We start from the raw sequence: 24902 nt of genomic DNA, 5'->3' as shown, positions 1-24902 counted from the left end.
GCCTGCAGCGGTTCATAAAGCTCGGTCCGGGTCTTCACCATGCTTTGCCGAACCCGTCAACCATGCGGGCGCAGCGCCGGGTCAAAAACAGAAGGATCATACGATGAGTGATACGGTCTCGCAGCTTGAGGCGGTCAAAGCAAACATCGCAGCCGCCGAGCGCGAAGCAAAGCGCGAAGCCGGTTCGGCCTCGCTCGTAGCCGTTTCCAAGACCTTCGGTCCCGACGATATCCGGCCGGCCATCGAAGCGGGCCAGCGAATCTTCGGCGAGAACAAGGTGCAGGAGGCGCAGGGCAAGTGGCCGGCGCTCAGAGCGCAATATCCGGGCATCGAGCTGCATCTGCTCGGGCCGTTGCAGTCGAACAAGACCAAGGACGCCGTCGAGCTTTTCGATGTCATCCAGTCGGTCGATCGTGAAAAGATCGCCGCCGAAATTGCCAAGGAAACGCGCAAGCAGGGCAGGACCCCGCGGCTTTACGTGCAGGTCAATACGGGGTCCGAACCGCAGAAAGCGGGCATCGAGCCGAAGGATGCGGTGGCTTTCGTGGCCCGATGCCGCAACGAGCATGGCCTGCATATCGAGGGCCTGATGTGCATTCCGCCGGCCGAGGAAAATCCTGGACCGCATTTCGCGCTCCTCGGCAAGCTCGCCAAGGAAGCGGGCGTCGAAAAGCTTTCGATGGGCATGTCCAGCGACTATCAGGTGGCTATCGCCTTCGGCGCGACGAGTGTGCGCGTCGGCTCGGCGATTTTCGGCGGCCGCACCTATGCGCCGGCGGCGGTTCCCGCCTGAGCGGACGTAGGCCGGCTACGGCCAGCCTTTCCGGAAAGGCACCACGAAAAAGGCCGGAGCGTTGCCCCGGCCTTCCAAATAGCATGGCGAAAACTCATTCCACAGGGACGATCTTGCCGTCTTCCCACTTGAACAGGGAGAAGCTCGGCGAGGACAGGTCGCCGGTCTCGCCGTAGGTCAATTTGCCGATGGCGGTCTCGACCGGCTGGCCGTCTTTCAGCGCGGCGGCGACGGCGGTCGCGTCGTCGGCCTTGCCGGCCTTCTCGATTCCGGCCTTGATGACCTGCACGGCGGCATAGGCGTTGAGCGTGAAGGCCTCAGCCGGAATGTTCTTCGCCTTCAGCACCTGCACGGCCTCGGCCGAGTCGGGGTTCTTCAGCGCATCCGACGCGTTGGTGAACAGCGTGCCGGCCGCCGCCTCATTGCCGATCGCCCAGTATTCGGTGTTGGACAGGCCTTCGCCGCCGATGATCTGCGCCTTGACGCCGCCATCCGCGAGCTGGCGGGCGATCAGGCCGCCCTCCGGGTGGTACCCGCCGAAATAGATGACTTCAGCGCCGTCATTCTTCAGCCTCGCAACGATGGCTGAATAGTCCTTTTCGCCAGGCATGATGCCTTCATAGAGCACCTCGGTGACACCGCCCTTGTTCAGCGCCGCCTTGAATGCATTGGCGAGACCCATGCCATAGGTGCCCTTGTCGTGAACGACGGCGATTTTCTTGTCCTTCATGTGCTCGAGCACGTATTTGGCGGCGACCTCGGCCTGCTGGTCGTCGCGGCCGCAGGTGCGCAGCACGTTGGTGAGACCGCGGCTGGTGAGGTCCGGCGCGGTGGCCGTCGGGGTCACCATCAGAACCCCGTTCTCGGCGAACACGTCCGAGGCCGGTATGGCGACGCCGGACGTGACCGGACCGACGACGAAATGCACGCCGTCGCCGACCAGATTGTTGGCGGCCGAGACACCCTGCTTGGGATCGCCGGCGTCGTCGGCGAGCTTGAGCACGATTTTTTCACCCAGAACGCCGCCGTTCTTGTTGATGGTCTCGACGGCGGCCTCGGCGCCATTCTTGACCTGGTCGCCATAGGCGGCGACCGGCCCAGTCAGCGGCGCGACAACACCGATGGTGATGTCGGCCAAGGCGGAATTCGCGAACGCCAGGGTTGCGGCGATGGCGACGCCGGCAAGCAGCTTCATCTTCATTGGCATGACTCCTTGTGTGGCCGGTCCTGTCTGGCCGGCGGAAAGCCCTAGCCATAGACATTCACGCCTGTGGAAGCGATCGGAAAGGCCCGCCCGGCCCCTTTCATGTGGGCCAGATGTCGTGCCGCCGGCAATTCTGCCTCAGTGGAGGACCAGTTCGCCGTCCACCTTGCGCCATTCGTTCGGCGCGATCAGCCGGCTGTGGGTGTACTGAATGGAATGCAGCGGTCCTTCGAGCCGGGTCCTCCAGAACTCGATGAAGCTGAACAGAGCCGGGAATTTCGGGGCCAGATCGTAGTCCTGCCAGACATAGGTCTGCAGCAGATGCGGGTGGTCGGGGAAGTGGTATAGGATCCTGGCGGTGGTCAGGCCGTAGCCTTTCAGCAGCAGTTCCAGTTCGGAATGGTCGCGCATGTCTGCCTCGCAGGCGCTGGTGCCAATCCTCCCATCCGAAGTCTGCGCCCGGATGGTTAACCGGTTCTGAACGACGTCTTCATCCGGCCGGCCGACGTCTTCGATTGGACGCCACAATGTGCGTCATCCCGCCACGCTCCCCCAACGTCTAATGTTGCCGCCGGGTAAGAATTGATAATAATGCCGGGCATCCGCAGCTTCTGGCCGCGATGCCGTCGGTGCGTAACCGGCGTCGAAATTCGGGAGGAATGCACAGAAATGTCCGAAGTCCGTGTCCACCGGGTGCAGCCGGCGTGGAAAAAGAACGCCTTGATCGACAACGACACATACCTGAAGTGGTATGCCGAAAGCGTGAGGAACCCGGACAAGTTCTGGGGCAAGCACGGCAAGCGGATCGACTGGTTCAAGCCGTACACCAAGGTTCAGAACACGTCCTTCAAAGGCAAGGTGTCGATCAAGTGGTTCGAGGACGGGCTGACCAACGTCTCCTACAACTGCATCGACCGTCATCTGAAGAAGCGCGGAAACCAGACGGCGATCATCTGGGAAGGCGACAACCCCTACGACGACAAGAAAATCACCTATAACGAGCTTCACGAGCATGTCTGCCGCCTCGCCAACGTGATGAAGACGCACGGCGTCAAGAAGGGCGACCGCGTCACCATCTATATGCCGATGATCCCGGAGGCGGCCTATGCGATGCTCGCCTGCACGCGTATCGGCGCGATCCATTCGATCGTCTTTGGCGGCTTTTCGCCCGACGCGCTGGCCGGGCGCATCGACGATTGCAAATCGACCTTCGTCATCACCGCCGACGAAGGACTGCGTGGCGGCAAGACCATTCCGCTCAAGGAAAATACCGACAGGGCGGTGGAGATCGCCGCCAAGGCCGGCACCAAGGTCAAAACAGTCGTCGTGGTGCGCCGCACCGGCGGCAAGGTTGGCTGGGCCGATGGCCGCGACGTCTGGTATCACGATGAGGTCGCGGCGGCGAAGCCGGACTGCAAGCCGGAGAAGATGAAGGCGGAAGACCCTCTGTTCATCCTCTATACGTCAGGCTCGACCGGCAAGCCGAAGGGTGTGCTGCACACGACCGGCGGCTATCTCGTCTATGCATCGATGACGCATCAATACGTCTTCGACTACCATGACGGCGATATCTACTGGTGCACCGCCGATGTCGGCTGGGTGACCGGGCACAGCTACATCGTCTACGGACCGCTGGCCAATGGCGCGACGACGCTGATGTTCGAAGGCGTGCCGAATTACCCCTCGACCTCGCGGTTCTGGGAAGTGGTCGACAAGCACAAGGTCAACATTTTCTACACCGCGCCGACCGCTATCCGCGCGCTGATGGGCGCCGGCGAGGAGCCGGTGAAGAAGACCTCGCGCAAGAGCCTGCGCGTGCTGGGCTCGGTCGGTGAACCGATCAACCCGGAAGCCTGGGAGTGGTATTACAAGGTGGTCGGCAACTCCAGGGTGCCGATTGTCGACACCTGGTGGCAGACGGAGACCGGCGGCATCCTGATCACGCCGCTGCCTGGCGCGACCGACTTGAAGCCGGGCTCGGCGACGCGGCCGTTCTTCGGCATCAAGCCGCAACTGGTCGACAATGAGGACAATGTGCTGGAAGGGGCGACCGACGGCAATCTCTGCATCGTCGACTCATGGCCGGGCCAGATGCGCACCGTCTATGGCGACCATGACCGCTTCGTGCAGACCTATTTCGCTACCTACAAGGGCAAGTACTTCACCGGCGACGGTTGCCGGCGCGACGAGGACGGCTACTACTGGATCACCGGCCGCGTCGATGACGTCATCAACGTGTCCGGCCACCGCATGGGCACGGCCGAGGTGGAGTCGGCGCTGGTCAGCCACGACAAGGTGTCGGAGGCCGCGGTCGTCGGCTATCCCCACGACATCAAGGGCCAGGGCATCTACAGCTATGTGACGCTGATGGCCGGCGAAAAGCCGACCGAGGAGCTGCGGAAGGAACTGGTCGCGCATGTGCGCAAGGAGATCGGCGCCATCGCCGCGCCAGACAAGATCCAGTTCGCGCCGGGCCTGCCGAAGACGCGTTCGGGCAAGATCATGCGCCGCATCCTGCGCAAGATCGCCGAGGACGATTTCGGCGCGCTGGGCGATACCTCGACGCTCGCCGATCCGGCGGTGGTCGACGACCTGATCGAGAACCGGCAGAACAAGAAGAAGTGATCCTGCCGGCCTTGCCGCACAAACAACAAAAAACCCGCCTCGAAGGCGGGTTTTTTAATGCCGGCAAGAACCGTTCAGATGCCGAGATTGGCGAACTTGTTCTTGAATTTGGAGAGACGGCCGCCGCGGTCGAGCAGCGTCTGCTGGCCGCCGGTCCAAGCCGGATGGGTCGACGGGTCGATGTCGAGGTTCATCGTGTCGCCTTCCTTGCCCCAGGTCGAGCGCGTCATATACTCGGTGCCGTCGGTCATGACGACCTTGATCGTATGGTAGTCGGGATGGATTTCGGTCTTCATGGCTCTTGTCCTGCTGAGGGGTGCGGCTGACGGCCTGCGTCGATGCGCCCCTTTTTAAAACGAGAAGCCGCAGCTATGCAGGAGCCGCAGCTTCCAAAACGGTCGGCGAGCCTATACATCAGGCCAAATTGAATCACAAGGCCGCGCCGAAGCCAATTCGAACAGGAAACCGGGCATGGCGGAACAAGCGAGCGGGGATGGACGGCGCCCTTCGCCGGCGCCGCTCCGGCGGCTGGTTCCCTATATCGGCCGGTATCGCGGCCTGGTGGCCGGCGCCGTCGTCTCGCTCGTCCTGGCCGCGCTGACCACGCTGGCGCTGCCGGTTGCCGTCCGGCGCATGATCGACCACGGGTTTTCCTCCGCCGATTCCACTTTCATCGCCAATTACTTCACCATGCTGGTGGTGATGGCCGCGGTGCTGGCGCTGGCGTCCGCCGGCCGCTACTATTTCGTCATCACGCTCGGCGAGCGCGTCGTCGCCGACATCCGCCGCGACGTCTTTTCCCACGTCACGGCGCTGTCGCCGGCCTTTTTTGATACCGCGCATTCCGGCGAGATCGTCTCGCGGCTGGCCGCGGACACGACGCAGGTGAAATCGGCAGTCGGCGCGACAGCCTCGGTGGCGCTGCGCAACATCATCCTCGGCCTTGGCGCCGTCGCCATGATGGTGGTGACGAGCGCCAAGCTGTCCGGCCTTGTCATTGTGGCAATCCCGATCATCGTGCTGCCGTTGGTCGCGTTTGGCCGGTCGGTGCGGCGCAGATCCCGGCAGGCGCAGGATACGCTGGCCGAGGCGACCGCCTATGCCAGCGAGCAGATCGGCGCGGTGCGCACGCTGCAGGCCTTCACCAACGAAAAGCTCGTGACGGGGCGGTTCGCGGCGGCGGTGGAAGCGGCTTTCAACGCGGCGCGCTCATCCGTGCTTGCGCGCGCGTTGCTGACATTCTTTGCCATCTTCATGATTTTCTCGTCCGTCGTGGCTGTGCTGTGGTTCGGCTCGCGCGACGTGCTGTCCGGCACGCTGTCGCCCGGCACGCTCGGACAGTTCCTGCTCTATGCGGTGTTCGCCGCCGGGGCGCTGGGCGCGCTGTCTGAAGTGTGGGGCGAACTTTCGCAGGCCGCGGGCGCGGCTGAACGCCTGACTGAAATCCTCGCCGAAAGACCGGCCATCGGTGCGCCCCCGAACCCCAAGCCGCTGCCGGCGACGGCGCGGGGCGCCATTGCCTTCGACAACGTGTCCTTCTCCTATCCGGCGCGACCGGACCGCGCCGCTGTTCACGGGCTGACCTTTGCGGTCAAGCCCGGGGAGACGGTGGCGATCGTCGGTCCCTCGGGCGCCGGCAAGAGCACGGTCTTTTCGCTGATCCTGCGCTTCTACGACCCCGAAACGGGGTCGATAGCGATCGACGGTATCGAAGCGCGCGAGGCCGATCCGGCAGCGCTTAGGCAACGGATCGCCATCGTGCCGCAGGATGTGACCGTGTTCGCCGCCAGCGCGCGCGACAATATAGGCTTCGGCAGGCCGGGCGCCTCCGGTGCCGAGATCGAGGCAGCGGCGACGGCGGCGCTTGCCGATCCATTCATCACGAAGCTGAGGGACGGCTACGACACGCAACTCGGCGAACGCGGCGTCACGCTATCAGGCGGCCAGCGGCAGCGCATCGCCATTGCCCGCGCCATTTTGCGCGACGCGCCGATCCTGTTGCTGGACGAGGCGACGTCCTCGCTCGACGCCGAGAGCGAGACGCTGGTGCAGGCGGCGCTGGAACATCTGATGCGCGGCCGCACCACGCTGGTGATCGCGCATCGGCTCGCTACGGTGCTGAAGGCCGACCGGATCCTGGTGATGGACGGCGGCCGTATCGTCGAGGAAGGCACCCACAAGAGCCTCGTCGCCAAGGGCGGCATCTATGCGCGACTGGCCAAGCTGCAGTTCGAGACCGGCGCGGACGCCTTCATGGGGGCGGCGGAGTAGGGGCTCGCTCTTCGGGGATCGGCTTCGCCTAATTGGCCTCGGCCTGCGCATAGGCGAAATTGTAGCTCAACGATGCGTTGTAGGAGATGTCCTTCAAGGCTTTCAGATATGCGCTCAGATCGGCAACCGGCGCGCGGTCGCTGAGCGTGTTCAGGATCCAATCCAATTCAAATTCCGTCGGTGTGCTGGACCAACTGAGACGGAAAGCCATGTACGGCGTGATGATGTCGTGCATGTCTTCGGGAGGCGCGAACCGGGCCTTCAGGTTCTTGACCGTGATTTTATGCCGGTTGAACCTTTTCAATCCGAGCCAAACCGGACTTTGCCGGTCGACACTGCTCGGTTCCGGTAAGAAACCCAGACCAATATCCGCCTTGAGCGGAAAATTTTCGGCAAGAGCGTTTTTGTGAAGATCGTCCGGCGCAAGTTCGTAAGACTCGTTGGTGACGATGACGTTTCCATCTCGATCGTCCTTGGTCACGAGAGGTTCGACGGCCTTCATCCCCGGATATTGGCGGTTATAGTATTGCAGATAATCGTCAGCGACCTTTGCTTGAGATTGCGAAATCAGTTTGTAGCGCATCTTGTCGGCATCGGCGTCATGATAGACCGTCTCCACCTTGAGCCGCAGCGGTTGATCGGGAAGTTTAGGGAAAAGGAACAGTTCGCTCACAAAAGTCGTGGGCTGTATGAGAATACCCTGTTCGATCCTCTCGATGCCTGTACCCCCCGGAAGAATGGGCAAGGCATAATAATAGCCCGGAGCAACAAGGTTTTCCGCTTTGCCACCCTGCAGATAGTTGGTGGCGTCGAGCCAGTACACGCGATCGCCTACGCTGGCCTTGACGATGACATGATCAAAGGCTCGGAGCGACGGAAGGGTGCTTGGCAGAGCGACCCCCTCGTCGATATCCGTAAGCGCGGTCACGGCTTCAATGCCTAGCCGGCGCAGGCTCGTGGCCAGGAGCAGGGCCTTGTCCTTACAGTCGCCAAAGCCGCTGGTTACCACGGCGGTCGGATTGCGCGGCACGTAGGATCCTTGGCCAATAGACAGGCTCACATAACGAATTGAATCCTGTACCAAACGCATCGCCTCGATCATCTTGTCTTCGGACGAGGGATTGCTGGTGGCTATGGCATCCAACTTCGCTGCGAACTCCGCGGGCAAAGGCTGGTCCAGGCGATAATAGGGCAGTACCGCATCAGCGATGTCCTGCCATCGCGCGGTGGAAGAGACGGAAACGAACTGATACGGGAGAGCATCAGGAGGAACATTGTCCTCCCGACGCTCCGGCTTCGGATTGGCAGCCTGCCATAGGTAAGAGGTCAGTCCGTCTCGGGTCTGGATTTCCGGCTGAATGTCCGTTCCAGTCCGGCGAATGGTAAGCGGTTTTTCCTCTGGCCAGATAATTTTTTCGCGGATCAGGGCGACCGGCTCATACCAAGCCAAGTCAAAAACCCGGAACATCAGGTCGCGTCCGACCAACGGCTTTCTGACGGTTGTCTTGGAATAGTCGACAATATCGCCGATTCGAACATCATCGATGTTGGCGTAGGCCGTCAGCCACCCGTCAAAAACACCTTTTTCGGCGTCCTTTTCCCGGCGGAAGACATCGAAGGTAACGTCCGTCAGATGATCGATGACAACGCCGTCGCGGATCACTTTCAACTCGTTGAAAGTGATGTCCTGGGTGGCCGGATCGAACTCGACACTGATCGAGGCGCCGCGTTCAAGGCCGGTCCGGTCGACGATCTTATAGGCATACCCGGTCAAACACCTCATATCCATCGGGCTTCGCCCTCGTCTGAAAATCAGACAAAAGGTTGGATTGACCATTCCGGATTTGGCCTGCCAAAGCGGGATCGGCGCTGGGGAGAGGAACAAATTCGACCCAATCAGCCGCCGTCCCCTTGTGAATTTGGGGACCAGCCGCGGCCGGCCAGGAAACGGATACAACAAGGATCAATCCGATAAGCTGCCAAACAACTGTGCGCCGCATCGCCTGACCTGTTTCCCTATTGTTCACGTCTCACTTATTGCTAGAAAAATGCCGTTTAGTTTGCAAGGCAAAGTAGAGTCTCGTTGACGTCTATATTTGCGCCTGTGATCACTCCCGCCCATAGCGCTCCCGCAGATGCGCGATGAAATGGGCTGCGTTGAGCTTTTCGCCGGTGGCGCGTTGCATCAATTCGGGAGTGGACCAGCGTGAGGCCTGCGACCAGATATGGTCGCGACGCCAGTCGTTGACCGCGGTGAAATCCCCTTTTTCGAGATCGGCCTCGGCGGAGCTGTGTGCTTTCGTCAATGCAGCCCATTGCTGCGCCGCCATCATGGCGCCCAGTGTGTAGGAGGGGAAATAGCCGAACGCGCCGCCCGGCCAGTGCACGTCCTGCATCGGGCCGTCGGCGGGGTTGTCGATGGTGGAGAGACCGAGATAGTCGCGCATCTTGGCGTCCCAGGCTTCCGGCAGGTCGGCCACGTCCAATGCGCCGGAAACGAGATCCTGCTCCAGTTCGAAGCGCAGGATGACGTGCAGCGGGTAGGTGACCTCGTCGGCATCGACACGGATCAGGCCGCGTTCCACCTGATGCACATGCGGCAGGATGTCGTCCATCGACCAGTCTTCGCCCAGGTGCTTTTCCACCACCGGCAGCGCCCAGCGCCAGAAGGCCGGGTTGCGGCCGAGCTGCTTTTCCACAAACAGGCTCTGGCTTTCGTGTACGGCCATGCCGCGAGCGCGGCTGAGCGGCCAGTGCGACCAGTCCCGCGGCAGGTTCTGCTCATACAGCGCGTGGCCGGTCTCGTGCAGCACGCCCATCAGCGCGGAGAGGAAGTCGGTCGTCTTGTAGCGCGTGGTGATGCGGACGTCGCTCGGCACGCCGCCGCAGAAGGGATGATGCGAGACCGACAGGCTGCCATGACTGAAATCGAAGCCGACGGCGGCCATCATCGCCAGGCCGAGTTCGCGCTGTCTGTCGATCGGGTAAATACCCGAAAGCGGCTTGAGCGGCCGCTTGGCCAGCCGCTGCTCCTGGGCCGCCAAAGCTTCCGGCACGAAGTCCTTGAGGAAGGTCTTCAACTCGGCAAAGACCGGGGTGATATCCGCGGTGCGGTTGCCGGGGTCGTATTGTTCCATCAGTGCGTCGTAAGGGGCAAGGTCAAGCGCCTGGGCGCGCAACGCCGCCTCCTCGCGCACCAGCGTGACGATGCCTTGAAGGGCCGGCAGGAAGCCCGTCCAATCGTTCTTGGCGCGCAGGTCGCGCCAAAGCTGCTCCGAGCGCAGGCGTGCATTGGTTTGACGCTCGACGAACTCCGTGGGCAGGCAGGTCATGTTGGTGTACTGGCGCCTGAATTCGCGCACAGCCGCCGCCTGCATCTCGTTCAGCGCTTCACTTTCGGCGGCGCCGATCCAGTCGCCGATTTCCGGCGCGGTCGCCTGGCGGTGATACATGCCGGCAAGGGTCGCCATAGCCTCGGCGCGCTTCTCGCCGCCGCCAACCGCCATATGGGTCGCCTCGTCGGCGCCGAGGATCGCCATCGCGTGTTCCAGCGCTTCGAGCTTGTGGCCGAGTTCATCGAGTTTCTGGAACGACATGGTTTTTCCTTGTGCTGTAAACTTGGCGATCGTGCCGCCGTCGCGCGTGAAAAGACAGCAAGCCGCCAGGAGTGGCAACCACTTTTGCTGCCTATGCGTCATCGCGGCGGCGGCGTATCCTGCGCGGATGTCGCAAGGCGCGGCTTCGCGGGAATGAGCGGGGGAAACGATGATCGGCAACATTCTGGTCGGGCTGGTGGCCCTCATCCACATCTACATCGTCTATCTGGAGATGGTGCTGTGGGACACGCCCACCGGGCACCGAACCTTCAGGCTGACGCCCGAATTCGCGGCGGCGTCGAAGGTGCTGGCCGCCAATCAGGGGCTTTACAACGGCTTTCTGGCAGCCGGGTTGATCTGGGGTCTCTATCTCGGCGCAGCAGGCTTTCCGGTGAAAACTTTCTTTCTGCTGTGCGTACTGGTGGCCGGCCTCTATGGGGCCGCAACCGTGGGCCGCAAGATCCTTTATGTGCAGGCTGTTCCGGCCGTCCTGGCGCTGGCTGCGCTGTGGCTGGGATGGTGAAAATCCCCCGGAGCCGAAGCCCCGGAGGATCGACGTCCCTTCCTGCCGGAAGCGGTCAGCCGTGTTCGTCGAGATTTTCGACGGTCGGCGCGATGTTGCCGATCTTGCGCAGGATGTCGTGATACTGCGCGGTCGGAACCCGGCCGTGATTTTGCGCGGCGTCACGCTCGGCCGTCATGCGAATGCCTGCCGCCTGTTTTTCCATCATTCCGGCTTGCGCTGCCGATAGCGTCCTGTCGCTGCGTTCCGCCTTGACCCCGTCGACGGCACTCTGAAGCTGGCCGAGAACGGCCTGGAGCCGTGGTCCCTGCAACTGCACAGCCGGCGTTTCGCCGACATTGTAGGACGAGGCATAGGCTCCGGTCAGGGGCACGGCGGCGACAAGGATCGAAATTGCAAACATCCTGGGAGTGAAAGAGCGCATGATTGCGTCTCCTGATCTAGGGACTGCCGGCATCGCTGTGCCGACAGTCCGATATTGCGGACCGTCCGGTTCCGTCGAGTCGCGGAGGCATGTACCGCCGGCGGTTCTCGGCCCGCATGCAAACAGTAGGAGCGCCGTCGCGCGAAGGGTAATTAAAAAAAGATAATTCTTGGCGCTCTTGCCGGTTCGTCGTGAGCGCTCTAGGGCGTGCTGAATCAACGGCTTAGTTCACGCGGAGCTCAAGGAAAGTTGAAGCCGACAGCGTCTGAGAAGCCATCCGGCGTCCTGTGCCAGATGACGACGCGGCGGAACAGGTCAGCGTTCCGTCAGCTTGAGCTCGATGCGACGGTTCTTGGTGCGGGCCTCGTCGGTGCCGGCGGTGTCGAGCGGCTGGAATTCGCCGAAGCCGGCTGCCACCAGACGGTTCGCCGGCACCCCGTTGGCGATCAGGAACTTCACCACCGAGGTCGAACGCGCGGTCGAAAGCTCCCAATTGTCGCGATAGCGTCCGCTGCCCGAAAGCGGCCGGTCGTCGGTATGGCCGTCGACGCGCAGCACCCAATTGATCTCGGGCGGGATTTCCTTCTGCAGCTCGATGATGGCGTCGGCGAGCTTCTTCATCTCGACCTGGCCGGCGTCGTTGATCTCCTCGGAGCCGACCGGGAACAGCACTTCCGACTGGAAGACGAAACGATCGCCGACGATGCGAATATTTTCGCGATCGGCGAGGATTTCGCGCAGGCGGCCAAAGAAATCCGAGCGGTAGCGGTTGAGTTCCTGCACGCGCTGCGCCAGCGCGACATTCAGGCGGCGGCCGAGATCGGCGATCTTGGTGTTGGATTCGCGGTCGCGCGTTTCGGAGACATCCAGCGCATCCTCGAGCGCGGCGATCTGCTTGCGCAGCGCGGCGATCTGCTGGTTGAGGAGTTCGACCTGGCTCAATGCGCGCTGGCTGACCTGACGCTGCGTGTCGAGTTCGCCGGAAAGCTCGGTAGCACGCGCATTGGCGGCATCGCCCGCGCCGGCGCCTTGCGACAACAACTGTTCCAGCCGGCTTTTCTCGGCTTCTGTCGCCGACAGGGAGGCCTGCAGATTGGCGAGCGAATCCTGGGCGTCCTGGCTGTTGGATTTTTCCAGCGCGAGGAGCTGTGTCAGCTCGTTTATCTGGGAATTCAGCCGCGACAGCACCTCGTCCTTGCCGGAAATCTCGCGGCTGAGCAGGAACTGCGCCAGCACGAAGACCGAAAGCATGAACATGATTGCCAGAAGCAGGGTCGACAGCGCGTCGACGAAGCCCGGCCAGTAGTCGATCCTGCGGTCGGCGCGGCGCGCCCGGGCTAGGGCCAAGTCAGTGCACTCCCGGCTTCTTCAGCGCGTCGGCGATTTTTTCCAGCGTGTTGCGCATGGCCTTCTGCTCGTCGGACTGCGCCTCCACCCAGTCGCGCATGATCTGCTGTTCGGAGCGCATGTTCTTGACCAGACCGGAGATGCCGTCGGCGAGGCTCGCCATGGCGGTGGCGACACGCGGATTGGAGCCGCCATTTTCCTGGATGCTGCGCAAGCGCTCCGAAAGGACGCGGATTTCATCAACGGAATCGGCTTTGGCCGGGTCGGTGACGACGATGTCGGAAGACAAGTCTGTGACGGAAGACAGCCAGTTTTCAAGCTCGGTATAGAAGCGCGTCTGCGCGCGCCCGGCCTGCAGGTCGAGGAAGCCGAGCACAAGCGATCCGGAGAGGCCAAAGAGCGAGGACGAGAAGGCCGTTCCCATGCCTGCAAGCGGTGCGGCGAGGCCCTGCTTCAGGGCATCGAGCACGGCGGCTGCGTCGCCGCTGCCGGGGTCGAGCGCCTGGATGGTCTCACCGATGGAACCAATGGTCGTCAGCAGTCCCCAGAAAGTGCCGAGCAGGCCGAGAAAGACGAGCAGGCCGACCAAATAGCGCGAGGTGTCGCGGCTTTCGTCGAGACGAGTGGCGATGGAATCCAGCATCGTGCGCATCGAACTGGTGGAGAAGGCCATGGAGGAGGACCGGCCGAGCATCGCCTTCATCGGCGCGAGCAGCACGGGTTCGGTTACCTCGGAGCCGGCACGGAAAGAGTTGACCCAATGGACCTCGCGGAAAAGCCTGCCCACCTGGACGAAGGCCAGCAGGATGCCAACCAGAAGCACGCCGACGATCAGGCCGTTCAGCCCCGGATTGGTGACGAAGGCACCCGAAATCTGCCGGGTCAGAATGGCGGCGATGAAGGCGACAATCGCCAGGAACACGACCATGGTGAGCAGGAAGACCTGCGGGCTGGACAGTTTGTGGGGATCGTAATTCAGCACATCGGAACGCTTGCCCAGTGCGAACGATTTGAGAAAAGTCATCGGTGTCCCGTCTGCGCTGCCAGCTATGATCGATCACGCTTGTCTGCGACTGTAAGCGGAAATGTGACCAAATTGGAAGGCGCTTGGCGCCGCCAGCCGGCCGTTAGTTCCCATTGCTAGCCAGAGAGAGGTCTAAAGACGGCTGACCACCAGACAGTCTGCGAGCGCCGCCAGATGCAGGCCGGCGGCACCGACGACGAAGCCGTGCCACAGCGCGGTGTGGAAGCGCAGGCCTTTCCAGGCGTAGAAGATCACGCCGGAAGAATAGACGATGCCGCCGGCAACGATCAGCGCCAGCGAGGTGTTGGGCAGCGTGGCGATCAGCGGCTCGGCGAGCACGACGCCGCTCCAGCCGATGGCGAGGTAGAAAACGACGGCGAGCCGATCGAAGCGGCCGGGCAGGAAAATCTTGATCGCCATGCCGAAGGCGGCTGCGATCCAGACCGCGCCGATCATCCAGCGGGCGAGGGGCGAATTGTCCAGCTGCGCCAGGAACGGCGTGTAGGTCGCTGCGATCAGCAGATAAATGGCGGAATGGTCGAAGCGGCGCAGGATCCACTTCGCCGGTGACTGCACGGGCCATAGATTGTAGGCCAGCGACACCGACAGCACGGTGAGCAGCGAGACGACGTAGAATACGGCTGCGATGTATTCGCCCGGCCCGGTGTGGAAAGCGGCAAGCGCGAGCAGCGCCGAGCCGGCTGCGATGGCCAGCACGATGCCGACCGCATGGACGATGCCATCGGCGATCAGCTCGGCGCGCGAATAGTGCCAGCGTCCCCTGAAGGGAATATGGAGTTCGGTCGGTGTTTCGGTCCGGGTCATCGAAGCGGCCTGTCTGCCCATAATCTGGGGGACATGCAGGCTACATGCCAGAGCCTTGTTTCGGATTTGCGACGGTATGACGCGATGCTTACGGCAACCTATCCCTTGAGCGGCTTGGCGATCGTCTTCAGCAGCGCCCGGTGGATGACTTCATTGCCGGCGGCGACGGAGCCGTCGTCCAGCATGTTCTGGCCGCCGGAAAGATCGGAGACGAAGCCGCCGGCTTCGCGGATCAGCAGCAGGCCGGCTGCGATGTCCCAGGCCGAGAGATTGTTTTCCCAAAAGCCGTCGAGGCGGCCCGCGGCCACATAGGCGAGGTCGAGCGACGCCGCGCCCATGCGGCGGACGCCGGAGACTTCGGCCATGACGTTGCGCAGCTCGACGAGGAAATTGCCGTGATGGCCACGGCCGAGATGCGGAACGCCGCAGCCGATGACCGAATCGGTCAGCTTGGAGCGGGCGGCGACGCGCAGCCGCCGATCGTTCATGAAGGCGCCGCCGCCGCGCTCGGCGGTGTAAAGCTCGTCCATGGCCGGATTGTAGATGACGCCGGCGACGATCTGGCCCTGGCGCTCGAGGGCGATGGAAACCGCGAAAAGCGGAATGCCGTGCAGGAAATTGGTGGTGCCGTCGAGCGGGTCGACGATCCAGCGGTGCTGGTCGTCGTCGCCGTCGACCGTGCCGCGTTCCTCCATCAGGAAGGCATAGCCGGGACGCGCCTTGGACAGTTCGGTGAAGATGATTTCCTCGGCCTTGCGGTCGGCCTGGCTGACATAGTCGCCGGGTCCCTTGAGCGAGACCTGCAAGTTCTGCACCTCGCCGAAATCGCGCGACAGCGAGCGGCCGGCTTTCATCGCGGCCTGAACCATGACGTTGAGGAGAGCTGAGCGGGCCATGGGATCAATCTTCCGGTTTTACGCCGCTCAATCGGCGCGGCGCAGATAAATGATTTCGTTGGTGTCGACGAGGATGCGTTCGCCAGCCTCGATGAAGGGCGGCACCAGCACGCGGATGCCGTTTTCGAGGATGGCCGGCTTGTAGGACGAAGCGGCCGTCTGGCCCTTTACCACAGGGTCAGCCTCGGTGATGGTCAGCGTGACCTGATCCGGCAGCGATATGCCGATCGGCGTTTCTTCGTAGAGCTGTACCGTCACCATCATGCCGTCCTGCAGGAAGGCGGCGCGGTCGCCGACGAAATCCTTCTGCAATTCGAGCTGCTCGTAGCTCTCGGTGTCCATGAAGACGAGGGAGTCGCCCTGTTCGTAGAGGAAGGAGAAATCCTTCATGTCGAGATGGACGCGCTCGACCGTCTCGGCCGAGCGGAAACGCTCGTTGAGCTTGGTGCCGTTGATGAGGTTCTTCAACTCGACCTGATTGTAGGCGCCGCCCTTGCCCGGCTTGACCGAATTGGTCTTCACCGCGACCCACAGGCCGCCATCATGTTCGATGACATTGCCGGGCCGGATTTCGTTGCCGTTGATCTTGGCCATGATTGCGCTGGGTCCGGATGCTGGTGCCCCCAAGGGGGCTTCGGCCCCCAAGACCACAAATCGCTTCGGGAGGCAAGAAGGCGGCGGGCGATGGCGGCGTGAAGGGCAGGTGGCCTGCTTCAGGGCAGGCGGTTCGCCTGCTGCAGCGCCTTCTTGATTTCTTCCGTGGTCAGGCCGCGGAGGAAATCCTCCATGTCCTGGTCAATCAACCCCGCCCTGCGGGCGACGATGTACCAGGCGGCGGCCAGATTGGCGTCAGGCTCGACGCCGATGCCGGCCATGTAGAATTTCGCCAGGCGATTGCGGGCGGCGACATTGCCGCCGTCGGCGGCCCGCTTCATCCAGCCGAAGCCGCCCGCCAGGTCACGTTTGCCGCCGCGTCCGTCCACCATCCACTGGGCGAGGTCGAGCTGAGCCGTGTCGTAGTTCTGCCGTGCGGCCTGTTCCAGCAAGCGGCGTGCCCGGGCATCATCCTGCTTCTTGCCGCCGACCCCGTTGGCGTAGATCTGCGCCATGGCATATTGCGCGTCGGCAAGACCGGTGGCGGCAGCGCGCTCGTAATATGGGACGGCCTTCGCCAGCCCGTCATCGCCGGCGTCCTGCTGGACGAGGAGCTGCGCGAAGTTGAACTGGGCAAGCCGGTTGCCCGCTTCGGCGGCGGCCTGCATCAGCGCAAAGGCGCCTTTCTCGTCCTTCTTCACATAGCGGCCTTCGATCAGCATCAGCGCATACTGGAACTGCGCTTCCGGCACGCCGCGCTCGGCCGCCTGCGCGTACCACTTGGCCGCTTCGGGGAAGTTGAGCGGCACGCCGAGGCCGCGCGAGGTGATTTCGGCCAGCAACGTCGCCGCTGCGGGATCGCCGTTCTGGGCGCGCGGCAAAGCGAGATTGTACGCCGTCCTGTAGAGGCCGCGCTGGAAGGCGCCATAGGCGGCATCCGCAGGCTTGGCGCCGAAGCGCTCGGGATTGATGACGTCGGCGGAAGGCAGCGGTGGCGGTTCGACGGTAGTCGCCGGCTGCGGCAGCGTTTTTTCGATCGGCTTGTCCGTCTTGGTTTCTGCCGCAGGTTTGGACGCTTGAGGCTGGGCCGGCGCTGCCTTCACCGCCTCGGGCTTTGCCGTCGCCGGTTTTTCCTGACCGAATGCCTGCGCCGACCATGCCATGGCGATCATGGCCGCGAGCGGCAGGATGCGTGGTGCCGGCACGGGTCAGTTCTCGAAGCGCGGCGCGTGCTCTTCCAGCAGCGCATTGGCGTGGGCAATTGCTTCAGCCGGGTTTACACCCTCGGCGAAAACCGCCGAGGAGAGCGCCACGAACTCGGCGCCGGTCGCCGCGACCGCCTCGACGGAGGAGAGGTCGGAGCCGGCCAACACGATGCAAGGGATTTCGATCACCTCGGCCCACCACCGGCCGAGCGACAGATTGCGGCTGTGCGGCTCGGGCTTGTTGTCGTAGCCGAAGCGGCCGAAGAAGATGTAGTCCGGCCGCTCTTCACCCAGCTCCAGTGCGTCGTCGCGGGTTTTGGCGCCGCCGGCGCCAACCATCATCTTGTCCTGGAATTTTTCGATCGTCTCGGCCAGCTCAGCCTTGCTTGTCTCGACATGGATGCCGTCGGCGTGGATGCGCCCGGCGATGCGCGTGTCGCCGGCGATGATCACCGCCACGCCCGCCGCCTGCGCGGCCGGGGTCACCGTTTCGGCGAACGCCTGGAAGGAAGCCTCGTCGGCCTCGTATTGCGGCAAGATAAGCGATGCGACATCGCCGCCGCCGAGCGCGGCAACAACCTGTTCGGCTGCCGCGCCGGGGGGCGCGATCAGGACGATACGGCAGCGGTTCAGAGGTGTTGCGTCATTCATCGGCATTCAATCCCGGGTTCCGCCTATGCGAGGCGAAGATGGTTGGATTGCGGCATAGACGAAAGGGACGGCGATGAACAGGCGGCGGATCATGGTTCGCCGGTCGGCACGCTCGCGACCGTGGGCTCAAAGATTGAGCTTGTAGCCGATGTGGCTGGCTGTGAAGCCCAATCGGTCATAGAAGCGATGCGCGTCGATGCGGCTCTTGTCAGTGGTCAGCTGAACGACCTGGCAGCCACGCTCGCGGCACTGGTCCACGGCCCATTCGATCAGTTTCTCGCCGAGCCGCGCGCCGCGCCGGTCGGCAGCCACGCGCACGGCCTCGATCTGGCCGCGCGTGGCGCCCTTGCGGGACAAGCCGGCAAGAAAACTGATCTGCAAGGTGCCGACGATGCGGCCACCTTCTTCCATGACCGCGAGCAACTGATGCGGGTCGCTATCGATGGTGGCGAAAGCCGTGCGATAACTTTCGGCAAGCGGCTCGGACAAGTCCTCGCGCGCTTTGCCCAGCGCATCGTCGGCCAGCATGGCGACGATTGCCGGGACATCCGCTTCTGTCGCACGTCGGAAAAGAATGTCGGTCATCTTGCCTCCGGATTGACGCATTGGCGCGCGGCTTCCGAATAAAGCGTGCGGGCGCCGACATCAATGTGGAGGTGACGGTTACTTCGCCGTCCGGGCCGCTGGCGCTTGCGTTTTCCACGGCGACCAGCCCAGGTTCATTCCGGCCGCCGCGATCAATATGGCCGCCGCGCCGACAACCTGCGCCGGATGAAGCCGGTGGCCGAAGGCCAGCACGTCGACCAGGATGGCCACCACAGGATAGATGAAAGAAAGCGACCCTTGCAGAGAGGTCGGCAGCTTCTGGATGGCGCCGTACATCAATATGTACATCAGCCCGGTGTGGACGACGCCCAGCGTCACCAGCATGGTCCAGCTCCATGCATCCGTCGGAAGGGCGGAGAAATTGGCGAAGGGCGCCAGCATGACGACGCCGACGCAGACCTGGATCAGCGCGATCAGATGCGGCGGCGTGCCCTTGAGCGTCTTGGTGACGACGGCCGCCACGGCCCAGAAGAAGGCGGCGGCCAGCGCCATGGCGATGCCGATGAAGTAATCGGTGCCGACGAAGCTGACATCGGGCGCCGTGCGCACGATCAGCAGCATGCCGACAAAGGAGACGGCAAGCCAGGTCAGCTTGGCCAGCGTCAGCCGTTCGGAGAAGAAGATCGCGCCGAATGCGACCAGCATGAAGGGCTGGGTGTTGTAGACCGCCGTGGCGATCGAGATCGAGGCGCGCGGGAAGGCGCTGAACAGCAGCAGCCAGTTCACGACGATGGCGACGCCGCCGAGCGCCGCTATCGCCAATGTGCGTACGGACAACGTGCCGCGAAAAAGACCGAGCGCGGCGCAGATGACGAGCAGCGTCAGCGCGCCGAATGCGCAACGCCAGAACACCACGTCCATGGCTGGCTGGCCGGACATGACCACGAACCATCCGATGGTGCCGAGAATGCCCATCGCAGCCGTCATCTCGATTGTGCCGCGCGCTGTGCTGTTCATGACGCTTCCCCTGAAGAACAGGCTGATTTTCCCATGCACTGAAGGAGTTTTATATGCTTTATAAAAGCCAGAACCCCTTTTTCATTTAATAAAGTAAGGCTAACGTAGATTTTTTCATAAGGATGAAAGATGCTTGACGATCTCGACCGTCGCCTCGTTGAAATCCTGATCTTGGATTCACGAACCTCGCTCAAGGAACTGGCGCAACGCGTCGGCCTGTCGTCGCCAAGCGTATCGGAGCGGCTGCGCCGGCTGGAGGAACGCGGCGTGGTGCGCGCGTTTACGATAGACGTCGATCCGCAGGCGCTCGGCTATACTCTCGAGGCAATCGTTCGCATCCGCCCGCTGCCGGGAAAGCTGCATATTGTCCAGAAGCTGATCGAAGAGACGCCCGAATTCGGCGAATGCGACAAGGTGACGGGCGACGACTGTTTCGTCGCAAGGCTTTATGTCCGCTCGATCGGCCAGCTCGACGGCATCCTTGACCATATCGCCGACAAGGCCGAGACCAGCACCGCCATCGTCAAGGCGAAGCCTATCCACCGGCGGCCTCCGCCTTTGGAGGCCACAGGACCGGCCCGGTAGGCAAGCCGCTGTCGCTGCCAGCGGAGGAATGGCATCAGCGGGCGCAATTTCCTATCGCGGCGCGCTGCTTTCTGGGTTATCCCGGTGCTGCGTCCCTTCCAGCCTTCGATAGTGTCATGACAGGTCTGCTTGCCGATCCGCTGTTCTACGCCGCGGCCATCCCCTCAGTGATCCTTGTCGGGCTGTCGAAGGGCGGTTTCGGCGGCGCCGCCGGGTTCGTCGGCGTGCCGCTGATGGCGCTCGCCATGCCGCCGGTACAGGCCGCCGCCATCCTGCTGCCGATCCTGTGCCTGATGGACGTGGCGGCGGTGTGGAGCTGGTGGGGCGTCTACGACCGCAAAACATTGATGGACATGCTGCCGGGCTCGCTGCTGGGAATCGGCCTCGGCTGGCTGACGGCCGCGATGGTGACGGAGGAGGCGATAAGGCTGATCGTCGGTACGGTGGCGATGATCTTCGTGCTCCGTTGGATCTATCTTCGATTTCGTCACGGCTCGACCCATGCCGCGCCGCCGAACCGGCTCGCCGCCGCTTTCTGGGGTTCGGTCTCCGGCTTCACCTCGTTCGTGGCGCATGTCGGCGGCCCACCCTTCCAGATCTATACGCTGCCGTTGCGGCTCGATCCGAAAATCCTGTCAGGCACGACGGCGCTCTTCTTCGCCGCCACCAATGCGATCAAGCTGCTGCCCTATTTCGCGCTTGGCCAGTTCGATTCCACCAATCTCACCGCTTCGCTGGTGCTGATGCCGCTGGCGCCGCTGGCGACATTGGCTGGCGCGTGGCTGGTGCGGCGCATGCGGCCGGAACTGTTCTATCCATTCACCTATGCGACGGTCGCGCTGGCGGGCGGAAAGCTCCTTTGGGACGGTGTTCTCGGGCTGCTGTAGCGGTGTGCGTGGCTGGCTCCCGTCGTGGCAGCGCAGGCCAAAAAAAATCCATGGAATTGGGCGCGGCCCTAGCGCTTTGGACGTGCAATCCTGCTATCAGTTACATTGCCGATAGCGTGGGGGCGCTGGCGCGGCACATTCTTCCATGATTTGCGCTCAGGCGCTCCCGAAGCTCGAGGCACAGCCGCATTGGCGGCTGGCTAACCCATTCCCCGAAGGGAAAAGGCAAGGGAGATAAATTATGCAAGGGGTGGCAAGAAACTTCTTCACGCTGGCGGTGGTCTATGCGCTGTGCGGCATGGCGCTCGGCCTGCACATGTCCATTTCGCAGGACCATTCGCAAATGCCGGTTCATGCCCACACCATGGTGGCAGGCTGGCTGATGTCGGCGGTGTTCGCCTTCTTCTATCATCTGTTTCCGGCGATGAGCGCCACGCTGCTCGCCAAGGTGCATTTCTGGCTGACGGCGGTCAGCGGCATCGGCCTGCTGATCGGGCTGTTCCTGCTGCTCGGCGGCAACGAGGCGATCGAGCCGCTGGTGGCGATCTCCTCGCTCGGCTTCTATGCGGCGATGCTTCTCTTCGCCTTCATCGCCTTGCCGGCGCTGTGGCGGCCGAGCCGGAATGCCGGCTAGACCGCGGTTCGATCTGTCCTGATACGGCACAGAAGCAGGCGTTAGGTCAAAAAAATCGCCGGGTGTTAAGCACTCATTAAGCTTTACAGCCGATTACTACGGCTATCCAGTTATCTGGATTCTTACCGAGTGGTTGGAGCCACTTTGTTTGACGCCTCCCTGTTTAACTCCTGAGAGCCGCCTTATCCGCGGCTCTTTTTTTGTCTGGTCCACAGGCTTTGCGCCTGCCGCAAAAGCGCCGTTAACCCTTTGTTAAACATGTCCTTGCCTTCGTGGACAACGGAGCGCATTTTCCCGGCCTATCTTCTATTTTGCCGGGCCTCACGGTGCGGCTAACGAATCAGCCGGCTCTATAAGGCGCAGGACGCAGACATGAACGAAGCCTCGAGGGACAACGGAAAGACGGTCAAGCTGGCAGAACGCCGGGTCTTTTCCCAATCCTTCAAGCCGCTCTACAATGAGGGCATGGGGCTGGTCGAAGAGGCGGCGGAATATCTCGACGGGCAGGGCCGCGTCGAGGCCAAGAAGCTTTCGCGGCTGGGGGCGACGCTCTATGCAGCGGAATCCATGCGGCTTACCACCCGCCTGATGCAGATCGCATCCTGGCTGCTGCTGCAACGAGCTGCCAATTCCGGTGAAATGACCCGCGATCAGGTTGCCTCCGAAAAATCCAAGGTCCGGCTCGATACAGCCTCGGCGCATGACGAAGCCGCCGGCTGGAACGAACTGCCAAAGGACTTCCTCGACCTGGTCAACCGCTCGCTGCGGCTGCAGTCGCTGGTGCGACGCATGGACGAGGAGGTCTACGGCTCGGGAGCGGTGACGACGCCGCCGCGCGCCGGCCACCGCGGCAATCCGGTCTCGGACCAGATCATGCTGCTCAACACTGCTTTCGGGCGGGGCTGATCGCCGATACGTTTCTGCTTTGTTCACATTTTACTGGCATGGCTGTGCCGGGCGGATAGAGTGTGAAAATGGCGGAAACGATTCGCATCATCGGTATCGACCCGGGGCTGAGGCGGACCGGATGGGGCGTTGTCGAGACGCTCGGCAATTCCCTGCGCTTCGTCGCGGCCGGCACGGTTCGTTCCGACGACAAGGCATCGCTGGCGGCACGGCTTTGCCAATTGCATGACGGGCTGGCCGAGGTGTTGCACCAGGCCATGCCGCATGAGGCCGCGGTCGAACAGACTTTCGTCAACAAGGATGCCGCCGCCACGCTCAAGCTCGGCCAGGCGCGCGGTATTGCCATGCTGGTGCCTGCGCGCGCCGGGCTGCTGGTCGCAGAATACGCGCCGAACGCGGTGAAGAAGGCGGTGATCGGCGTGGGCCACGGCGACAAGAAGCAGATCCACATGATGGTGCGGGTGCTGATGCCGAAGGCCACGTTCGACACGGATGATGCCGCCGACGCACTTGCCATCGCCATCTGCCACGCACACCATCGGCAAAGCGCTGCCTACCGGCTGGCGCTGGCGGGATAGCGCAGTGAAATCCATCTGTCAGGACATTCGTCGATGATCGGCAAGCTCAAGGGTACGGTGGACGAGATCGACGAGGATTACTGCGTCGTCGACGTGCATGGCGTTGGTTACGTCGCCTATTGCTCGGCCCGGACGCTCGCCACGCTCCCGGCTCCCGGCGAGGCTGTCGTGCTGTTCATCGAGACCTATGTGCGCGAGGACATGATCCGGCTCTACGGGTTCCAGTCGGGACTGGAACGAGAGTGGTTCCGGCTGCTGATGAACAATGTTCAGGGCGTCGGGGCCAAGGTGGCTCTGGCGATCCTCTCCACCATGGCGCCCGCTGATCTCGCCAACGCCATCGCACTGCGCGACATCGCCATGGTCTCCAGGGCGCCGGGCGTCGGCAAGAAGGTGGCCGAACGCATCGTCACCGAGCTGAAGAACAAGGCGCCGGCTTTTGCCGGTTCCGCGTCCGGCACCATCGGGTTGAAGCAGGAACTGGGCGAAGGGGTGGCTCCGGCGCCGATCACCGACGCCGTATCGGCGCTGGTCAACCTCGGCTATTCGCGCGACATCGCCGCCAATGCCATCGCCGCCGCGATGAAGACGGCCGGGGAGGGTGCGGATTCGGCCAAGCTCATCCGTTTCGGCTTGAAGGAGCTGGCGCGGTGACGCCGTGCTTGCTCATGGCTGACACCCATGCAAGGAGGGAGGCATGAGCCTTTCCCCCCGCCTTCTCACGCCCGAACAGCGCGGCGAGGATGCCGACCAGACATTGCGGCCGCAGACGCTTGACGAATTCGTCGGCCAGGCGGCGGCGCGGGCCAATCTGAAAGTCTTCGTCGAGGCGGCAAAGGGCCGAGGCGAGGCGCTGGACCATGTGCTGTTCGTCGGTCCCCCCGGCTTGGGCAAGACGACGCTGGCGCAGATCATGGCGCGCGAGATGGGCGTCAACTTCCGCTCCACCTCCGGCCCGGTCATCGCCAAGGCCGGCGACTTGGCGGCGCTTTTGACCAATCTCGAAGAACGCGATGTGCTGTTCATCGACGAGATCCATCGGCTCAGTCCGGCGGTCGAGGAAATCCTCTATCCGGCGATGGAGGACTACCAGCTCGACCTGATCATCGGCGAAGGACCGGCGGCGCGTTCGGTCAAGATCGACCTTGCCCGGTTTACGCTGGTTGCGGCGACAACGCGGCTCGGTCTGATCACCAATCCGCTGCGCGACCGCTTCGGCATTCCCGTGCGGCTGAATTTCTACACGGTCGAGGAGCTGGAACTGATCGTGCGGCGCGGCGCGCGCATCCTCAGCCTGCCGCTCAGCGACGATGGGGCTTCGGAGATCGCGCGGCGGGCGCGCGGCACGCCGCGCATCGCCGGCCGGCTGCTGAGGCGGGTGCGCGATTTCGCCACCGTCGCCGGCGCCGAACTCGTCACCCGCAAGATCGCCGACGAGGCGCTGTCGCGGCTGGAGGTCGATGCGCTCGGCCTCGATGCGCTCGACCGGCGCTATTTGTCGATGATCGCGATGAATTTCGGTGGAGGCCCAGTCGGGATCGAGACCATCGCGGCCGGGCTGTCGGAGCCGCGCGACGCCATCGAGGACATCATCGAGCCCTATCTGATCCAGCAGGGCTTCATCCAGCGCACGCCGCGTGGCCGTGTGCTGACCGCGAATGCCTGGCGGCATCTCGGTCTCGAAGCGCCGAAGGATTTCGTCCAGCAGCAGATCAACCTGTTCCAGGAAGAGTAACCGCCGCTCGGCGATTGTTCGGGGAAACTTCGAAAT

General features: G+C 63.0%; 26 protein-coding genes. 11 read left to right on the top strand and 15 right to left on the bottom strand.

What is annotated here, in order from left to right; translation table 11 throughout:
• Positions 1-103: 103 nt before the first annotated feature.
• Positions 104-793, top strand: a complete 690-nt coding sequence (locus tag ASD44_RS11985) for a YggS family pyridoxal phosphate-dependent enzyme (RefSeq protein ID WP_056112119.1) — start codon at positions 104-106, stop codon at positions 791-793.
• A 94-nt stretch (positions 794-887) separates the two neighbouring features.
• On the opposite strand, the gene ASD44_RS11980 is transcribed toward ASD44_RS11985, so the two are convergent.
• The gene (locus ASD44_RS11980) at positions 888-1994 is read right to left on the bottom strand and encodes an ABC transporter substrate-binding protein (RefSeq protein ID WP_056116008.1); all 1107 of its coding nucleotides are present in this window, start codon (positions 1992-1994) and stop codon (positions 888-890) included.
• 141 nt (positions 1995-2135) lie between these two features.
• Positions 2136-2408 (bottom strand): aspartate-semialdehyde dehydrogenase, encoded by a 273-nt coding sequence (locus tag ASD44_RS11975; RefSeq protein ID WP_056116005.1) that lies wholly within the window; start codon positions 2406-2408, stop codon positions 2136-2138.
• A gap of 258 nt (positions 2409-2666) precedes the next feature.
• Here ASD44_RS11975 and acs point away from each other — a divergent pair, with 258 nt between their 5' ends.
• Positions 2667-4622: an acetate--CoA ligase gene (gene acs, locus ASD44_RS11970; protein WP_056112117.1), complete on the top strand. Its 1956-nt coding sequence runs from the start codon at positions 2667-2669 to the stop codon at positions 4620-4622.
• Positions 4623-4696: 74 nt separating this feature from the next.
• Here acs and rpmE read toward each other — a convergent pair whose 3' ends face one another.
• Entirely contained in the window at positions 4697-4918 is a 222-nt protein-coding gene (gene rpmE, locus ASD44_RS11965; protein ID WP_056112114.1) for a 50S ribosomal protein L31, read from the bottom strand.
• A gap of 175 nt (positions 4919-5093) precedes the next feature.
• Here rpmE and ASD44_RS11960 point away from each other — a divergent pair, with 175 nt between their 5' ends.
• Positions 5094-6893, top strand: coding sequence for an ABC transporter transmembrane domain-containing protein (locus ASD44_RS11960; RefSeq protein ID WP_056112111.1), 1800 nt, complete (start codon positions 5094-5096; stop codon positions 6891-6893).
• 28 nt (positions 6894-6921) lie between these two features.
• On the opposite strand, the gene ASD44_RS11955 is transcribed toward ASD44_RS11960, so the two are convergent.
• Positions 6922-8667, bottom strand: a complete 1746-nt coding sequence (locus ASD44_RS11955) for a DUF3857 domain-containing transglutaminase family protein (RefSeq protein WP_056112108.1) — start codon at positions 8665-8667, stop codon at positions 6922-6924.
• 334 nt (positions 8668-9001) lie between these two features.
• Positions 9002-10489 (bottom strand): carboxypeptidase M32, encoded by a 1488-nt coding sequence (locus tag ASD44_RS11950; RefSeq protein WP_056112105.1) that lies wholly within the window; start codon positions 10487-10489, stop codon positions 9002-9004.
• A gap of 169 nt (positions 10490-10658) precedes the next feature.
• Here ASD44_RS11950 and ASD44_RS11945 point away from each other — a divergent pair, with 169 nt between their 5' ends.
• A complete protein-coding gene (locus ASD44_RS11945; RefSeq protein ID WP_056112102.1) occupies positions 10659-11012 on the top strand; it encodes a DUF1304 domain-containing protein in 354 nt (117 codons plus the stop codon).
• A 55-nt stretch (positions 11013-11067) separates the two neighbouring features.
• On the opposite strand, the gene ASD44_RS11940 is transcribed toward ASD44_RS11945, so the two are convergent.
• The 10 genes from ASD44_RS11940 to ASD44_RS11895 all read right to left on the bottom strand — a co-directional run bounded on the left by ASD44_RS11940 (position 11068) and on the right by ASD44_RS11895 (position 19541).
• Positions 11068-11436 carry a hypothetical protein gene (locus tag ASD44_RS11940; protein ID WP_156459837.1) on the bottom strand — a complete coding sequence of 123 codons (369 nt, stop codon included), beginning with the start codon at positions 11434-11436 and terminating at the stop codon, positions 11068-11070.
• A 315-nt stretch (positions 11437-11751) separates the two neighbouring features.
• The gene (locus ASD44_RS11935; protein ID WP_056112096.1) at positions 11752-12783 is read right to left on the bottom strand and encodes a peptidoglycan -binding protein; all 1032 of its coding nucleotides are present in this window, start codon (positions 12781-12783) and stop codon (positions 11752-11754) included.
• 1 nt (position 12784) lies between these two features.
• Positions 12785-13807 carry a MotA/TolQ/ExbB proton channel family protein gene (locus ASD44_RS11930; protein ID WP_056112094.1) on the bottom strand — a complete coding sequence of 341 codons (1023 nt, stop codon included), beginning with the start codon at positions 13805-13807 and terminating at the stop codon, positions 12785-12787.
• Positions 13808-13939: 132 nt separating this feature from the next.
• Positions 13940-14632 (bottom strand): hemolysin III family protein, encoded by a 693-nt coding sequence (locus ASD44_RS11925; protein WP_056112091.1) that lies wholly within the window; start codon positions 14630-14632, stop codon positions 13940-13942.
• Between the two features lie 98 nt (positions 14633-14730).
• The gene (locus ASD44_RS11920; RefSeq protein ID WP_056112088.1) at positions 14731-15528 is read right to left on the bottom strand and encodes an inositol monophosphatase family protein; all 798 of its coding nucleotides are present in this window, start codon (positions 15526-15528) and stop codon (positions 14731-14733) included.
• 27 nt (positions 15529-15555) lie between these two features.
• On the bottom strand, positions 15556-16122 hold the full coding sequence (gene efp, locus ASD44_RS11915) for an elongation factor P (protein WP_056112085.1): 567 nt from the start codon (positions 16120-16122) through the stop codon (positions 15556-15558).
• Between the two features lie 119 nt (positions 16123-16241).
• Complete coding sequence (locus ASD44_RS11910; protein WP_244478766.1) at positions 16242-17327, bottom strand: tetratricopeptide repeat protein; 1086 nt, start codon at positions 17325-17327, stop codon at positions 16242-16244.
• Between the two features lie 3 nt (positions 17328-17330).
• Complete coding sequence (locus ASD44_RS11905) at positions 17331-17978, bottom strand: thiamine phosphate synthase (RefSeq protein WP_056115998.1); 648 nt, start codon at positions 17976-17978, stop codon at positions 17331-17333.
• Between the two features lie 126 nt (positions 17979-18104).
• Positions 18105-18563: a GNAT family N-acetyltransferase gene (locus ASD44_RS11900; protein ID WP_056115995.1), complete on the bottom strand. Its 459-nt coding sequence runs from the start codon at positions 18561-18563 to the stop codon at positions 18105-18107.
• 78 nt (positions 18564-18641) lie between these two features.
• The gene (locus ASD44_RS11895) at positions 18642-19541 is read right to left on the bottom strand and encodes a DMT family transporter (protein ID WP_056112082.1); all 900 of its coding nucleotides are present in this window, start codon (positions 19539-19541) and stop codon (positions 18642-18644) included.
• Between the two features lie 129 nt (positions 19542-19670).
• Between ASD44_RS11895 and ASD44_RS11890 the strand changes: the two genes are divergently transcribed.
• From ASD44_RS11890 to ruvB, 7 genes are all read left to right on the top strand, one after another.
• Complete coding sequence (locus ASD44_RS11890; protein WP_056112078.1) at positions 19671-20126, top strand: Lrp/AsnC family transcriptional regulator; 456 nt, start codon at positions 19671-19673, stop codon at positions 20124-20126.
• A gap of 116 nt (positions 20127-20242) precedes the next feature.
• Positions 20243-21013: a sulfite exporter TauE/SafE family protein gene (locus ASD44_RS11885; RefSeq protein ID WP_056112075.1), complete on the top strand. Its 771-nt coding sequence runs from the start codon at positions 20243-20245 to the stop codon at positions 21011-21013.
• 241 nt (positions 21014-21254) lie between these two features.
• Positions 21255-21647 (top strand): hypothetical protein, encoded by a 393-nt coding sequence (locus ASD44_RS11880; protein ID WP_056112072.1) that lies wholly within the window; start codon positions 21255-21257, stop codon positions 21645-21647.
• 372 nt (positions 21648-22019) lie between these two features.
• On the top strand, positions 22020-22553 hold the full coding sequence (locus tag ASD44_RS11875; RefSeq protein ID WP_056112069.1) for a DUF1465 family protein: 534 nt from the start codon (positions 22020-22022) through the stop codon (positions 22551-22553).
• Between the two features lie 68 nt (positions 22554-22621).
• On the top strand, positions 22622-23131 hold the full coding sequence (gene ruvC, locus ASD44_RS11870) for a crossover junction endodeoxyribonuclease RuvC (protein ID WP_056112066.1): 510 nt from the start codon (positions 22622-22624) through the stop codon (positions 23129-23131).
• A gap of 33 nt (positions 23132-23164) precedes the next feature.
• Positions 23165-23785 carry a Holliday junction branch migration protein RuvA gene (ruvA, locus tag ASD44_RS11865; RefSeq protein ID WP_056112064.1) on the top strand — a complete coding sequence of 207 codons (621 nt, stop codon included), beginning with the start codon at positions 23165-23167 and terminating at the stop codon, positions 23783-23785.
• A 43-nt stretch (positions 23786-23828) separates the two neighbouring features.
• Entirely contained in the window at positions 23829-24866 is a 1038-nt protein-coding gene (gene ruvB / locus ASD44_RS11860) for a Holliday junction branch migration DNA helicase RuvB (protein WP_056112062.1), read from the top strand.
• Positions 24867-24902 lie beyond the last annotated feature (36 nt).

The sequence above is a fragment of the Mesorhizobium sp. Root554 genome (assembly GCF_001427025.1).
In the GTDB taxonomy this organism is placed as follows: domain Bacteria; phylum Pseudomonadota; class Alphaproteobacteria; order Rhizobiales; family Rhizobiaceae; genus Mesorhizobium.
This window is presented reverse-complemented; position numbering and strand designations above follow the sequence as displayed.